The sequence below is a fragment of the Salinicola halophilus genome (assembly GCF_003206155.1).
Lineage (GTDB): Bacteria > Pseudomonadota > Gammaproteobacteria > Pseudomonadales > Halomonadaceae > Salinicola > Salinicola halophilus.
On sequence record NZ_PZJV01000001.1, the window covers coordinates 697886 to 710731 of the forward strand.

Annotated in this window: 13 protein-coding genes; all 13 read right to left on the reverse strand. The window is 50.5% G+C overall.

Going from position 1 to position 12846, the window contains the following annotated elements; all coding sequences use genetic code 11:
* Window positions 1-70: 70 nt before the first annotated feature.
* From DOM33_RS16100 to DOM33_RS03200, 13 genes are read right to left on the reverse strand one after another with little or no spacing between them, the layout of a single operon-like run.
* Window positions 71-238: a hypothetical protein gene (locus tag DOM33_RS16100; RefSeq protein ID WP_162617876.1), complete on the reverse strand. Its 168-nt coding sequence runs from the start codon at window positions 236-238 to the stop codon at window positions 71-73.
* On the reverse strand, window positions 235-1305 hold the full coding sequence (locus DOM33_RS03155) for a glycosyltransferase (RefSeq protein ID WP_110665729.1): 1071 nt from the start codon (window positions 1303-1305) through the stop codon (window positions 235-237). The genes DOM33_RS16100 and DOM33_RS03155 overlap by 4 nt, the downstream gene beginning before the upstream one ends.
* Window positions 1298-2365 carry a pseudaminic acid synthase gene (gene pseI, locus DOM33_RS03160; RefSeq protein ID WP_110665731.1) on the reverse strand — a complete coding sequence of 356 codons (1068 nt, stop codon included), beginning with the start codon at window positions 2363-2365 and terminating at the stop codon, window positions 1298-1300. Before pseI ends, DOM33_RS03155 begins: the two co-directional genes overlap by 8 nt.
* Before the next feature lie 3 nt (window positions 2366-2368).
* Window positions 2369-2881, reverse strand: a complete 513-nt coding sequence (gene pseH, locus DOM33_RS03165) for a UDP-4-amino-4,6-dideoxy-N-acetyl-beta-L-altrosamine N-acetyltransferase (protein WP_110665733.1) — start codon at window positions 2879-2881, stop codon at window positions 2369-2371.
* A gap of 9 nt (window positions 2882-2890) precedes the next feature.
* Window positions 2891-3991 carry a UDP-2,4-diacetamido-2,4,6-trideoxy-beta-L-altropyranose hydrolase gene (gene pseG, locus DOM33_RS03170; RefSeq protein ID WP_204352593.1) on the reverse strand — a complete coding sequence of 367 codons (1101 nt, stop codon included), beginning with the start codon at window positions 3989-3991 and terminating at the stop codon, window positions 2891-2893.
* 8 nt (window positions 3992-3999) lie between these two features.
* A complete protein-coding gene (gene pseF, locus DOM33_RS03175) occupies window positions 4000-4704 on the reverse strand; it encodes a pseudaminic acid cytidylyltransferase (protein WP_110665737.1) in 705 nt (234 codons plus the stop codon).
* Window positions 4704-5861: a UDP-4-amino-4,6-dideoxy-N-acetyl-beta-L-altrosamine transaminase gene (gene pseC / locus DOM33_RS03180; protein ID WP_110665739.1), complete on the reverse strand. Its 1158-nt coding sequence runs from the start codon at window positions 5859-5861 to the stop codon at window positions 4704-4706. Before pseC ends, pseF begins: the two co-directional genes overlap by 1 nt.
* Window positions 5861-6859 (reverse strand): UDP-N-acetylglucosamine 4,6-dehydratase (inverting), encoded by a 999-nt coding sequence (pseB, locus tag DOM33_RS03185; RefSeq protein WP_110665742.1) that lies wholly within the window; start codon window positions 6857-6859, stop codon window positions 5861-5863. The genes pseC and pseB overlap by 1 nt, the downstream gene beginning before the upstream one ends.
* Before the next feature lie 29 nt (window positions 6860-6888).
* Window positions 6889-9687, reverse strand: a complete 2799-nt coding sequence (locus tag DOM33_RS16105; protein ID WP_162617877.1) for a hypothetical protein — start codon at window positions 9685-9687, stop codon at window positions 6889-6891.
* Between the two features lie 24 nt (window positions 9688-9711).
* A complete protein-coding gene (locus tag DOM33_RS16110; RefSeq protein ID WP_162617878.1) occupies window positions 9712-10110 on the reverse strand; it encodes a hypothetical protein in 399 nt (132 codons plus the stop codon).
* Window positions 10111-10112: 2 nt separating this feature from the next.
* A complete protein-coding gene (locus DOM33_RS03190) occupies window positions 10113-11240 on the reverse strand; it encodes a KpsE/RkpR family capsule polysaccharide export protein (RefSeq protein ID WP_110665744.1) in 1128 nt (375 codons plus the stop codon).
* A gap of 8 nt (window positions 11241-11248) precedes the next feature.
* Window positions 11249-11914 (reverse strand): ABC transporter ATP-binding protein, encoded by a 666-nt coding sequence (locus DOM33_RS03195; RefSeq protein ID WP_110665746.1) that lies wholly within the window; start codon window positions 11912-11914, stop codon window positions 11249-11251.
* 10 nt (window positions 11915-11924) lie between these two features.
* Entirely contained in the window at window positions 11925-12737 is an 813-nt protein-coding gene (locus DOM33_RS03200; RefSeq protein ID WP_204352594.1) for an ABC transporter permease, read from the reverse strand.
* Between the last annotated feature and the right edge of the window lie 109 nt (window positions 12738-12846).

Consider the following 12846-nt stretch of genomic DNA (forward strand, 5'->3'; position numbering starts at 1 on the left):
GATCAGGCGGAGTTTTAAAAAAAAAATAGATCGCACTGCACGCACAAAGCGCCAATATAAATACCGACCACTATGCTTCTTGCAACAGCACCGCCGCCTCGTACATAAGGTCGTAACAATCTTTTAGCTCAACTTTCAAGCTAAGCACTTCAGATTTTAAACCTGCGACTGTTTCACGTAGCCTTAGGATCTCACGATACATTTCATCAGAAGATGATGAACAACTTTCTGTATTCATCTTACTCCACTCCCTGGAAACAGGATATTGCTACCCCAATCGCTGTCCCGTATTCTTTTAAAATCCTCAAGACTATGACTCGATGGCAACCATCCTTTCTCACCCGGCAAAGAACTAATGCAGGAAAAACATTGGTTTTCATCAGCACAAGCCAATAGAGTCTTATTCACCCACTTACGCTCGCAGTTCATATCAGAATTTGGCTCTATTTTATTGACTGCAAATAAATAACTTTTAATTAGGTCTCTTATGCACTGCCTGCCCTCTTCATCGAGCAACATTTTTTTCAAGGTTATAGAAAAAAACAAACTTCGAAATTTATATTTTAATACTTCATTGAACTCAGCACTTAAATTGAATTCAATGGCTCTTTCCCAACCTGCCAACGCAGTAAAAAGTCTATCGTAGTATCGAGGATGAAGTGGTTGCCTAGTAACAGAATGCGATGAAACATTATGATAGTAAGCAGTCTTGCCGCTTACATAAAATCTTTTAACAGAAAGAGGGAGTAATAAAATTAGGTAGTTATCTTCAAATACACAAAACTCTGGAAAAAGGTAGTTGTTATCGAGCAGAAAGTTTCTGCGAAAAATTTTTGTTACCACTCTACCAAAACGTTTTAAAAGCTTTAGCCTTGACTCAACTCCATAAGCACCTACCTCTAAGCCTGTAGAATTTGAAGACACACCTTTTTTATCAATATTGAAATCTACAAAATCTATCTCACTCTCGCTGGCTAAAATCTTAAGCTCGCTAACCACATTCTCCAGGTCGATGCTATCGTCGGCATCTACGAACCATATATATTTTGAATTGGCAGCTTCAAGACCTGTATTGCGCGCACCTCCTGGCCCTTTATTAACCTGAGAAATTATTGAGACCGGTGCTAGATTATCAAATCTCTTCTCTAAAAAGCTACTTTGATCCTTATCAGAACCGTCATTGACAATGATGAATGATACTGCCTCTTTTTTTTTACTACCACAATATTTATCTATTTGGCGAAAAAGGTTAAGAGACTTTTCTTTGGAGTTATACCATGGAATAATTATTGTCAGATCAGTCACAGCCGTTCCCCTCCATCACAGAAAGCAGTACAGGTGTATTTTTACTAATCTTAGCCGTGACTTTTCTGCCTATTATTTTAGACAACATTTTTGGAGCAATGCCATATCCGGGCCTAACACTTCGCACCGCGTCTTCTGTGATTGCATCCCCTACTTCAAGATCTCTAATAAAGTATAAAGAACGCCTAAACTGAACATTTCCCTGCTCGCTGGATTTTCGGCCATAGTCGACATTACCGATCGCTTTCCAAGCAGTTTTTGTATCTTGGCAAAGCGCCATTAGCTCGACGGGTTCCAGTGAAAAACTGTCATCCGGCCCACCACCATTACGGTCCAATGTCACATGCTTTTCAACGATACTAGCACCCAATGCAATACTAGTTACCGCTGTGGTGTTATCGATGGTGTGATCTGATAGCCCGGTAACCACGCCAAAGCGTTCAATCATGTCAGAGATAGTGCGAAGATTATAGTCCTCAGAAGGCGCCGGATAACCGCTTACACAATGCAAAATGGCCAGTTGTTTGCAACCGGCTCCTTGAGCAGCCTGAATCGCCTCCTGAATTTCCTCCGCATCTGCCATGCCGGTGGAAATAATCATCGGTTTGCCTTTGCTCGCGACGTACTCAATCAGTGGAATATCGACGGCTTCAAATGAGGCTATCTTGTATGCTGGGGCTCCAAGCTCCTCTAACAAATCGACCGCAGTGGCATCGAAAGGAGAGCTAAAAATTGTGATGCCTAGCTCCCGCGCACGCTCAAACAGAGGCTTGTGCCAAGACCATGGCATATGAGCTTCTTCATAAAGCTCATATAGCTTACGCCCATCCCATAAGCCACCCTTGATTACAAACTCTTCGTTGTCACTATCAAGTGTAATAGTGTCCGGACGATAAGTTTGGAGCTTGACAGCGTCAGCGCCTGCTTTTTTGGCTTCGTCGAGGATACGAAATGCATTCTCTATGTTACCATTATGATTGGCCGACAACTCAGCAATAATATATGGCGAGTCGTCCGCACTAATACGCCTACCTGCTATTTCGATAAAGGGAGCTTGCATTATCTACTTTCTCCTTTGCACTTTCCATTCAGCAGCCAGTAGCCCAAAGCCAATGACATCAAGATAACGACTTCCATCGCAGTAATGTTCACGCAATATTGCTTCTTGCTTGAAACCCAAGCGCTCGTGAAATTTTATTGACCGGTGATTATATGCCAGCACCTCTCCACAGAGCTTATGCAAATCTAAAGACTCAAACACAAACTCACATGTTTGATTCCCAAGAAGGGTGCCGCTACCCTTAGCAGCTATAGGGGAAAGATAGAACCCCCATTCGGCCCTTTTATCACTTTTAGAAACAATATTAATATTAACTAATCCAGAAGGAATGCCATTATTCTCGAAAATCATCACATGAAGATCATCATTAGCGCAGACGCTTTCAAACCAAACGAGATGCTCTTCCCAGGCGATTTCCTGCTGCGTATACATGTACTGACGCACATCTGGATGATTACGCCAAGATAGGACGAAAGAAAGATCCTCACGCCGGATAGGTCGGATCTTTGTAAGCATTGATGTTCCTCAACTTGCTTGAGTCAACTCGCGAGCTATTCGAGATGCCCCGAGCCCGCCTGTCAGCTCACGAGCGCAGACACTAAGGCTAGAAAGACGCTGGATGTTTTTAATTTCGGAAATTGCCTCGATCATATTATCTTTCAGTGCCTCCCGATCAAGGGTCATGGACGCTCCCCGAAGTTCGAGATTGGCAGCGATATCGCGCTGATTTTCGGCCAGCACCAGCATCAGGGTCGGCAGGCCCAGACAACAGCGCTCCCAAGATGTGCTGCCCGCCGCGCCGATCGCCAGATCGGCCTCGGCCATGCGTCGCGCCATGTCGCTGACATTGGTAACGACCTCGGTGGGCTGTTCGAGAGTTTCCGCTACACGCTTCACCGCCTCGATCCATGGCGCGGTGCCCCCCATCACTACCGTGATCCGGCACGTTCCCGGCAGCTCGGCATTGCGCAAAACCCCCAGTACCTCAGCAGTGACATTGTCTTTATCTACCCCACCCAAGCTAATCAGCAACTGAGACAGCCCTGGCTGGCTATCGCGTCTTTCCAGACTCGGCCGACGCCACTCGGCGAACTCCGGGCGCAGCAGTGCGTAATCCGGGCCAATCATCAGCCGGCAGTCTGCCGGCACTAGGTCGGCGTAATCCTCTGCCAGCCTGCCCAAGTTCTGATCCAGCAGTAGATGGGCGATATGCTCACGGTCTGCGAGATCATCGATGACCAGCAGCCGCGCGCACGACGAACACACTGCCGACTCCCAGCGCGCATCCAGGGCATAGTGATCCAACACCAGCCAATCGGCGTCGAGTGGCGCGAGCAGGTCCGCGCTCTCGCGGGCATCCTGCGACCAGCCGACGCCCAACCAGGCCGCATGGGCGGTCTCGTATGCATCCAGGCCCGAGGGCGATGTCCCTGCAGCCACGGGCGCCGCCAGACGCAGCACCTCGAACCCCTCTGCTTCGATACGCCCGATCAAATGCCCGGGAAGCTCGCGACACAAGAAGTAGCATCGCGCCGCGTGATGCTCGCGCAGCGCCGTCGCCAGCGTCAGGCAACGCATGACGTGGCCTGTACCGATCTCCACCGAGGCATCGACGCGAAAAGCCACGCAAACCATCAGACACTCTCTCCCGATGCCGCCTTCCAAGCCTTGAACAACCATTCAGCTCGCTGCCAATCTTCCGGCGTATCGATATCCTGCACCCGATGACGCGGTAGCTTGACCGGCACAGCGCGCTCCGAGAACAGCGACCTACCCGCCATCCAGGCGGCCGGGCACCCCCAGTAGAACTGGCCGGCATCGTGCCACGCCTCTTCCAGATCCTGGGAACGGGTGTTGAAGTGTTCCGGCTCGAACATCGCCACCCGCCCCTCGGGCGTCATGCGCAGCGCCCGCTGGATCGGGAAAGCGTAGCTAGTCACCGAAAAGGCATAGTCGACGTCCTCTCCCTTGAGGCGATCGAGCCCGGCGATCAGGTCGTCGGCAGACACAAAAGGGGCCGTGGCATAAAGGCAGCAGACTGCCTCAAGAGAGACTCCCGCCTGTTGAATCTCCGTAATGGCGTGGGCGATGACCGGCACCGTACCGGTGTGGTCATCAGATAGCGTTGCCGGGCGCATGAAGGGCGTCTCCGCCCCCCATTCCCTGGCCACCGCGGCGATCTCCTCATCGTCCGTCGAGACGATAACGCGATCGAAACAGCGGCTCGCCAGCGCCACCTGGATGGACCAGGCGATCATCGGTCTACCGCAGAAGGCTTTGATATTCTTGCGCGGAATCCGCTTGCTACCACCCCGCGCTGGGATCACTGCCAGCCGCATCACACCAGCACCTCGGATAGCACGCGAATCACCTCGTCCTGCTGAGACTCACTCAGGCTTGGGAACAGAGGCAGACTGATCGCCTCGGCGTAATAGCGCTCTGCCTGGGGGAAGTCTCCGTCACTAAACCCGAGCGCTCGGTAATAGGGCTGGGTATGCACCGGGATGTAGTGCAGATTGACACCGATACCACGTGAGCGCAGAGCCTCGAACACCTCGCGGTGAGAGACCGAGATTCGCTCAAGCTCGAGCCGGATGACATAAAGATGGCGCCCGGAGTAGCTATCCGGATGCTGCCAGGGTGTCACCACCGGCAACTCAGCCAGTGCAGCGTCGTAGCGCGACGCCAGACGGTGCCGCTCGGCCACATAGTGATCGAGCCGCTCGATCTGGGAGACACCCAGCGCGGCCTGCAACTCGGTCATACGATAGTTGAAGCCCAGCGCGATCTGCTGGTAGTACCAGGGCCCGTCGGCCTCATGGGTCATGGAAGCCGGATCACGCGTAATGCCGTGGCTGCGCAGCAGCGCCATTTTTTCGGCAAAAGTATCGTCGTTAGTCAGCGCCATGCCGCCTTCGGCGGTGGTGATGATCTTGACCGGATGAAAGCTGAACACGGTGATATCGCTGTAGCGACCGCCGCCGATGAACTCTCCCTGATACTTGCCGCCGACCGCGTGCGAAGCGTCTTCGATGATACGGAAGCCGAAGCGCTTACCCAGCGCATGGATCGCCTGCATTTCGCAGGGCTGACCGCACAGATGCACGGCAACCACCACCTTGGGCAAGCACCCCTGACGCTCCGCCTCTAGAAGCTTGGTCTCAAGCGCCTTGGGACACAAGTTGTAGGTCTTGGGATCGATATCGACGAAATCGACACGTGCACCGCAGTAAAGGCCACAATTGGCCGAAGCGACGAAGGTCACTGGGCTGGTCCAGAGCCAATCGCCCTCCCCCAGGCCCAGCGCCAGACAGGCGATATGCAGCGCCGACGTAGCGCTGTTGACCGCCAATGCATGTCGAGCGCCTACGTGCTCAGCCAGATTTTTTTCGAACAGGGGCACCTGTGGCCCCTGCGTCAAAAAGTCTGACTGCAGCACGGAAAGCACAGAATCGATATCAGTTTGATCGATTTCCTGCTGACCGTAAGGAATCATTAGATGGCTCCAATCTTTTCCCAGTTACGGTCAATCCACGCCTGCAACTGCGCATCAGTCATCCACTCGACGTTATTGTCGCTGGAGTAGTTAAAGTCATCCTTGACCTTGACACCATCCTTAATGCGGTTGACATCTTTGTCCCAATTGTTGATGGCAGGCAGAATCTTGTAATGCTCAGGATACTCGTAGGTGTAGATAGCATCTTCTTCGCCGATCATCTGCTCGTGCAGTTTCTCGCCCGGCCGAATACCAACCACTTCTTGCTTGGCATCAGGCGCGACGACACGCGCTAGATCGGTCACCTTCATCGACGGGATCTTCTTGACGTAGATCTCGCCACCCTCCATATCCTCAAAAGCGTGCCAGACCAGCTCGACGCCCTCTTCCAATGAGATCATGAAGCGAGTCATACGCGGGTCAGTGATCGGCAAAATGCCTTTATCTTTGACAGACATGAAGAATGGGATAACCGAACCGCGGGAGCCCATGACGTTACCGTAGCGTACCACGGAGAAACTAGTATCGTGCCCACCGGCATAAGAGTTGCCTGCGACAAACAACTTGTCCGAGGTCAGCTTGGTTGCGCCGTAGAGGTTTACCGGGCTGCTTGCCTTATCCGTAGAAAGCGCAACCACCTTCTTGACGCCCTTGTCGATGCAGGCATCGATAAGGTTCATGGCGCCCATCACATTAGTTTTGACACACTCAAAGGGATTGTATTCAGCCGTGGGCACGATCTTGGTAGCGGCCGCATGGACAACATAGTCCACACCATCAAGCGCCCGATACATGCGATCGCGATCTCTCACGTCTCCGATAAAGAAACGTACTCGATTATCATCCTTGAAAAGCTTCGCCATCTCCCACTGCTTCATTTCGTCGCGGGAGTAGATGATAACTTTATTAGGATTATATTGCTCAAGAAGCATAGGTAAAAACTTATGCCCAAAGGACCCAGTGCCACCGGTAACGAGGATTGTAGAATTATCAAACATTACTATTCCTTTAAAAGTTTAAAAGGCTTTCAATAAAGCGAGTGTATATTCGCATCAACCAACTGATCCATTACACTACCTAGATCAAGAGCGACCCCACCGTTCTCTCTTGCAATTCCAGCAAAAATCTTACCTACAATCCCCGCACCGATTAGAACGAGAGCTCCTGGACGCACAGCCATTTTTAAATGTAGCGCAACTTCCTCATACACATTTGGCAGTATCTCATCCTTCTGGACATATTTTTTATTCTTTTTAGTCTTGTTGTGGGTCGGAATTTCTACAATCTCTAGATTTAGATCAACCGGAAAAAGGTTTAGCAAAGCTTCTCTCGAACAGCTCGAAACAACAATGGTTTTATCTGCCAGCTTTGCCAGCCGCAAAATTGTGATTTTATCAAAAACGGCAATATTAATTTTATCGTCTGCGTAGAGCTTGCTTTGTGTATCTATAGCTGAAATACCTTTTAAAACAGCCGCTAAGCCACGCCCCTGTAAATTCTGTAAAAGAGATTTTGATTTTGAGCTATGATCTCTCAAAAATCTGTAAACACTTGGTATACCAATGACATCCGCCTCGCAGGCCGCAGATATTGCTTCCTTTCTTATCACATCTGACTTGTGCACGGGGAGGCTATCGCCCCACCAGTGAAACTCACGATTAACAGAATCAAGCCGCGTAAACAATTCACCCTCACCGCCAAAGAGATAACCCTCTCCATCGCTCAATCGAATAAGAGAAAAAGCGGCATAATTTTTAAGCCTAGCTTCCACCAGACTCAAAAAGCTTTCTTTCTGCTCGTCTTTGAATTTGACGTCAATGAATTTATCACGACCAGAAAACTTTAAATATGGCTCAATAACAAACTTCTGATACTCTTCAGCGAGCTGTGGCAGGCTAGTCATGAACGCCTTTTCAATTTCTTTATAACTTGTATACTTAGAGGTCACCCCCTGAGGCTCATGTACCTGAACCGCCAACTTTAGCAAATCGAAAGCATGCAGGTTTTTAGAAAAATCTTTGCGCAGCTCGTAGTAACGGCGATCAAACTCTCCAAAAGAAGCAACAAAATTAAGACAGGATATTTTTCTATTAATGCTCAGATTTTCTAGCTTTAGATATTTGCAGCTTTCGATGAAAAAATAGAATCTAGAAACATCACCACACCTCATTATCACATCTAAGCACTTTGTTTCCAGCCACTTCTTAATCTTTTTTACCGAGCTGTACCGTTCCGAAAAACCGATCAATGAATCTAATTTTAACTTAGTAAGCTTTTCTCCGTTCCACTCGACCTTTTTAACTTGCATCCAAAAAGCTAGAAACGACGTTATTTCTTCAACCGCAACAGAAGACATTAGGCTTTGCAATAAAGGGTTTCGAGCATTAAACAATGATTCTAAACTTAAAAGGCAAAATTGATCCGAATAAGGTGTCCCCCCCCGCCTCGATAGCCGTTCAAACGCTGGATAATAAAACAGAATATCTTGACAGAAATTCATGAAACTTAGATCTTCAAAACTCAGCCCTTCCTCGAAAATTGACAAGATGAGGTTACGGCACTCATCGCCGTTGGACAAGTTATCACTGCTCATGACATTTCCGCAGTAATATGCTAATAATGTCGTGCTGAACTTTTCACGGGAAGTTTGAGACCAAAAAACTTCCGACCTCAGCCCCCCCGGTAATTGCTCAATCAAACCGGACCTTATGTATCCATAGTAATCTTCTCCAATCTCGTCTAACTTGCTGGTGTAGAATACTACATTACCTCTCTGTAGCAACTCGAGAACAACAGATGTATTCCCACATATGGCGACGTGGGGAACGGACTGAATGTCTTGTCGAGAGTATACCTGTAAGTCTTCAATACCCTCAAAGTCAGATTGCGACGGATGAAACTTAATGAATAGGGATTTTACATATTGATTTTGCTTCAAACTTTCTATAATTTCTCGAATACTATCCGCGTTAAATATTGAGCTAACATAGACACCAACTGCCATAGCTTTTGATTCTAAGATGCTTCGGCGCTGTTCTTCGATAGCATCTGGGCTTACTGCTTTATCCCGATTCACAACTGCTATGCGACTATGTCTCCTTACTGATCCTCTTTTTTGCTCGTAAATCTCACGCGAAGCAGTGTCACGAAGGATGGCATAATCAAAGTCCAATGCGGGAAATATATTAGTAACTGAAGCGTGCTGAAGATAAGCCACTTTCATTCCCATAAACTCTGCAACTTTAGCATAAGCAACAGGTAGAGGAGAATGATCATTAGCCACAAAAAAAATTCGCCCCTTATGCGTTTTAAGTATTTCGTATGCTTGAGCGATTGCGCTTACACAGTTACTTATTTGGTGATAAGCGCTTAAAGAAAGCGTCTGCCTAGATGTCAGAAATTCCTGAAAAGCATGCTTTATTGGGACTGTTAGATGGCTATCTAACCTCCCCTCTTTCTTCCAACTAGCGTCCGCAAGATTTAAGATTGCTACTGGCACTCCATATTCAGCAGCCTTGGCACATAAAAAATCAAACTCTCTACGATTGTTTTTAGTATTCCCGTAGCCTATTAAACTAATCTTATTGGCCTCACCGAGAGGCATTGATTGAGGAATTAGAATAGGTGCCTTAAGAACATCTACTCTTTCACAAAACGCTTTGACAGCTATCTCTCGACTTAAAAAGTCATTACCGTTAGACAGCCTTCTATAAAATGCAGTCTCTAACCTACCCCCCATCACTCGAGCATAGTTTTCGTTACCCTCAATCACCGAAGCAACTTTCTCAAAGGTTTCTAAACATAATGTAAATAGGCTTGGCGACATTGCAACCCTCACTATACTCACCGCTTAATTTCGCACTTCTATGCAGCGTAATATTTTTTTGAAGTTCTCAATAGGATTGTCGTAAAAACAGAGCATTGAAAGGTTGCCAGTATGCTCCTGTCCATCCGTTTCACTGATGTCGGCTGCTTCGCTGGGCCCTATCGAGGGACCATCAATGTTAGAACCTTGGCTTTCAGTGCTTGAAATTTTCAGTTTTATACCGCTCAACATCTCCACTTCTAAAGCCAGCTCACTGAATGTAAAATTAAGACTTGGACGCCTTTGCATTTTGCATCCATATTTAGCGTAATGTAACTCTGGCAAAAAACCCGCCGCAAGCACATCAGGGTACGTTTCCAAATACCAATTTCGATCAAAGCTCTTACATCGCTTTAAACAAACGGCCAATTTCTGATTATTCACCGTTAGTCCTTATGATCTTTCACGATCAAAATCAACATATTTAAAATCAATGTTGCAAATAATGCGATCACCGCGAATACCGCAATCATATAGAACCGCTCCGGTTTTTCCGGATATTCCGGCATCGTCGGCGACTGCAATACAGAGAGTTGTTTCAACTGGCGAGCAGCCTCTACGCGAGTGTTCTCCAACGCGGCGAGCGTGCCGGAGTAGGCCTCCTGCGCGAACTGGGCCCGGAGCTGTAGGGTCTGGTACTTGCTGGAAACTGCATTGAGCGCGTCGCCGGACTGAGCGGCCAACCTGCTCTTCTCTTCGTCGATCTGGTTTTCCAGCGCGGTGATCTGGCTCTGCAGGCTGACCATCTGGGCGGAACTCTGGCTCTGGTAGCTGGCCATAGCGGCGCGCTGCGCTTTCAGGCTGGCCAGCTCCCCTTCCAGCTTGGCGACGACGGTACTCAGGCTTTCGACCGTCGTCGTCGGTGACGCCAGGCCGTTCTCGTTCTCGAACGTGAGCAGAGCCTGCCGAGTCTCTTCGAAACGCTCTTCCAGTACGTTGACCTGCTGCTCCAGGAACTTGACCTGCTCCTGCGCCAGGCGCTGGCCCATGTCGTTCATGTGGCGCTCACCCTGCTGGAGAATCAGGTTGGCGATCTGGTTCGCTTTCTCCGGCGTGAAGGCATTCACGTCCACCCGCAGTACGCCGGCGTACTCATCCAATTCGATGGAGACCATGTTGTGGTAGTAATCGAGCAGCTTTTCCGTGGGCGCGCTCTCGTCGTTCAACCGCGAGAAGACATCGCCGTTGTTGGCGTAGTGCTCACGAAAGTCCGCGTTCTCCTCCAGAAAATGCAGCATATCGGTGGAGAGCATGTAGTCCCGCAGCAGCAGCATGTCGGCGCTGTTCTTGCCGCCCCCGCCGGAGAGAATGGAACTGAAGCTGAGCTCCGGGGTGGAGATCTGCGGGCTCTCGAGAATCACGTGAGCGTGTGAGACGTAGCGGTCGGAGGCCCATACCGCCCAGTAGAAGCTGACGATGACGATGAGCAGCAGGCAGATTGTCCAGTGGATCTGGCGCTTGGCGAAATCCAGCCATCGGTGCGGCGCGCTGGCCGCGGGTGCAGTCTGTGTCATAGGAAGGCTTACTTCTTACCCGAGGTGTTGTGGTAGTGCTCGATGGCATCGTTGATGTCGTCGAACCAGGTGGCGTGGCCTTTTTCCAGCAGCACGCCGGCCTGGCAGAGATCCTTCAAGATGCCTTCACCGTGAGAAACCATGATGAGGCTGGCGGAGTTGACGCGTTCATTGAAGGCATCCTTGGCCTTCTGCTTAAAGGCCCTATCCCCCACCGCGGTTGCCTCATCGGAGAGGTAGACGTCGAAGTCGAACGCCAGCGAAAGACCGAAAGCGAGGCGCGAGCGCATACCGGAGGAGTAGGTACTGACCGGCTCATCGAAGGACTTGCCGATCTCCGCGAAGTCCTGCACGCGTTCGATCAGCTTGTGTAGATCGCGGCGCACGCCGTGAATCCGCGCGACGAACTTGACGTTCTGCCGCCCGGTCATGCTGCCCTTGAAGCCGCCGGCCAAACCGATGGGCCAGGAGACCCGGGCCTGGCGATTGATGACGCCGCGGTCGGGGAAGTCCATCCCGCCGATCAGTCGCAGGAGTGTCGACTTGCCCGCGCCGTTACGGCCGATCAGCCCGACGCTCACGTTACTGGGAAAGGTCAGGTTGATGTCCTTCAGCACCCAGTCGCCGCCGAAGGGGCCGTGGTAGCGCTTGTAGAGATTGCGAATTTCGATCATGTCGGCCCCGTTAGCGCATTTTCAAACGCGGCGCGAAGTGAATGTGCATCATTAGCCCCAGCGCCATGCTGGTCAGCGCCCAGTACCAGAGGTAGGTCATGTCGATGCCCTGAATCGACTGGTAGTACTGGAAGTAGTTCATGCGCATGCTCTCGAGCCCGTGAAGGATCGGGTTGTAAAGCATGTACTCCTGCGCCTGATGCGGGAAATAGGTCACCGGGAAGATGACGCCGGAAAGAATCAGCAGCGGGAAAGAGAGCATTTTGATGATGCGTCCGGCTTCCGGCACCAGACCCGCGACGACCGAGAACAGCACGCCCAGACCGGAACCCAGCGCCCAAAGTGAGAGCCAGTCCAGTAGTACGCCGACGGCGTGGTAGGCGGTCATGTCCACCTTGAACAGACTGGCGATCAGGATGAACAGCAGGAAGATGAAACTGCGCAGAATCCCCTCGACCCAGCAGCGCACCAGCACCGGGTCGATGGGCGCAATCTGGCGGTAGGTGAACAGCCCCTTGTTGGCATCGATCGCCCCCATGGGCTGCGTCATGCAGGCCTTGAAGATGTAGAAGCCCATCAGGCCGACGATCAGCCAGGGAATGAATTCCGCCCCGGCTATATGGCGGGAGCCCCGGATGTAGGTACGTAGGAAAATCATGATGCCGATGGTCGCCAGCGGCTCGAAGATCATCCAGAACCAGGCCATGCGGTCGGCGGTAGTACGAGCGATGAACTCGCGCAGGGTCATCGCCGACCACACATCCCACGTTACGCGCATGGCGCTACGCGGCTCGTGCGGCATGGGTTGCGTCATGTCACTCATCGACGCTCCCTTTCGGTGTGGGTGTCAGACGCGATCGGTGGGACGCTCGATCGACACTCGCTCGCGTCAGAAGTCCAGAAAGCGGTCATTGGTCAAAACCCGGAAGACG

Bases quoted from the DNA above. Each gene is read 5' to 3' on its own strand.
- pseF (WP_110665737.1), bottom strand. From the start codon at position 4,704: ATGCGGCTGGCAGTGATCCCAGCGCGGGGTGGTAGCAAGCGGATTCCG.
- pseB (WP_110665742.1), bottom strand. From the start codon at position 6,859: ATGTTTGATAATTCTACAATCCTCGTTACCGGTGGCACTGGGTCCTTT.
- DOM33_RS03195 (WP_110665746.1), bottom strand. From the start codon at position 11,914: ATGATCGAAATTCGCAATCTCTACAAGCGCTACCACGGCCCCTTCGGC.
- pseI (WP_110665731.1), bottom strand. From the start codon at position 2,365: ATGCAAGCTCCCTTTATCGAAATAGCAGGTAGGCGTATTAGTGCGGAC.
- DOM33_RS03190 (WP_110665744.1), bottom strand. From the start codon at position 11,240: ATGACACAGACTGCACCCGCGGCCAGCGCGCCGCACCGATGGCTGGAT.
- DOM33_RS16100 (WP_162617876.1), bottom strand. From the start codon at position 238: ATGAATACAGAAAGTTGTTCATCATCTTCTGATGAAATGTATCGTGAG.
- DOM33_RS16105 (WP_162617877.1), bottom strand. From the start codon at position 9,687: ATGTCGCCAAGCCTATTTACATTATGTTTAGAAACCTTTGAGAAAGTT.
- DOM33_RS03200 (WP_204352594.1), bottom strand. From the start codon at position 12,737: ATGAGTGACATGACGCAACCCATGCCGCACGAGCCGCGTAGCGCCATG.
- pseC (WP_110665739.1), bottom strand. From the start codon at position 5,861: ATGATTCCTTACGGTCAGCAGGAAATCGATCAAACTGATATCGATTCT.
- pseH (WP_110665733.1), bottom strand. From the start codon at position 2,881: ATGCTTACAAAGATCCGACCTATCCGGCGTGAGGATCTTTCTTTCGTC.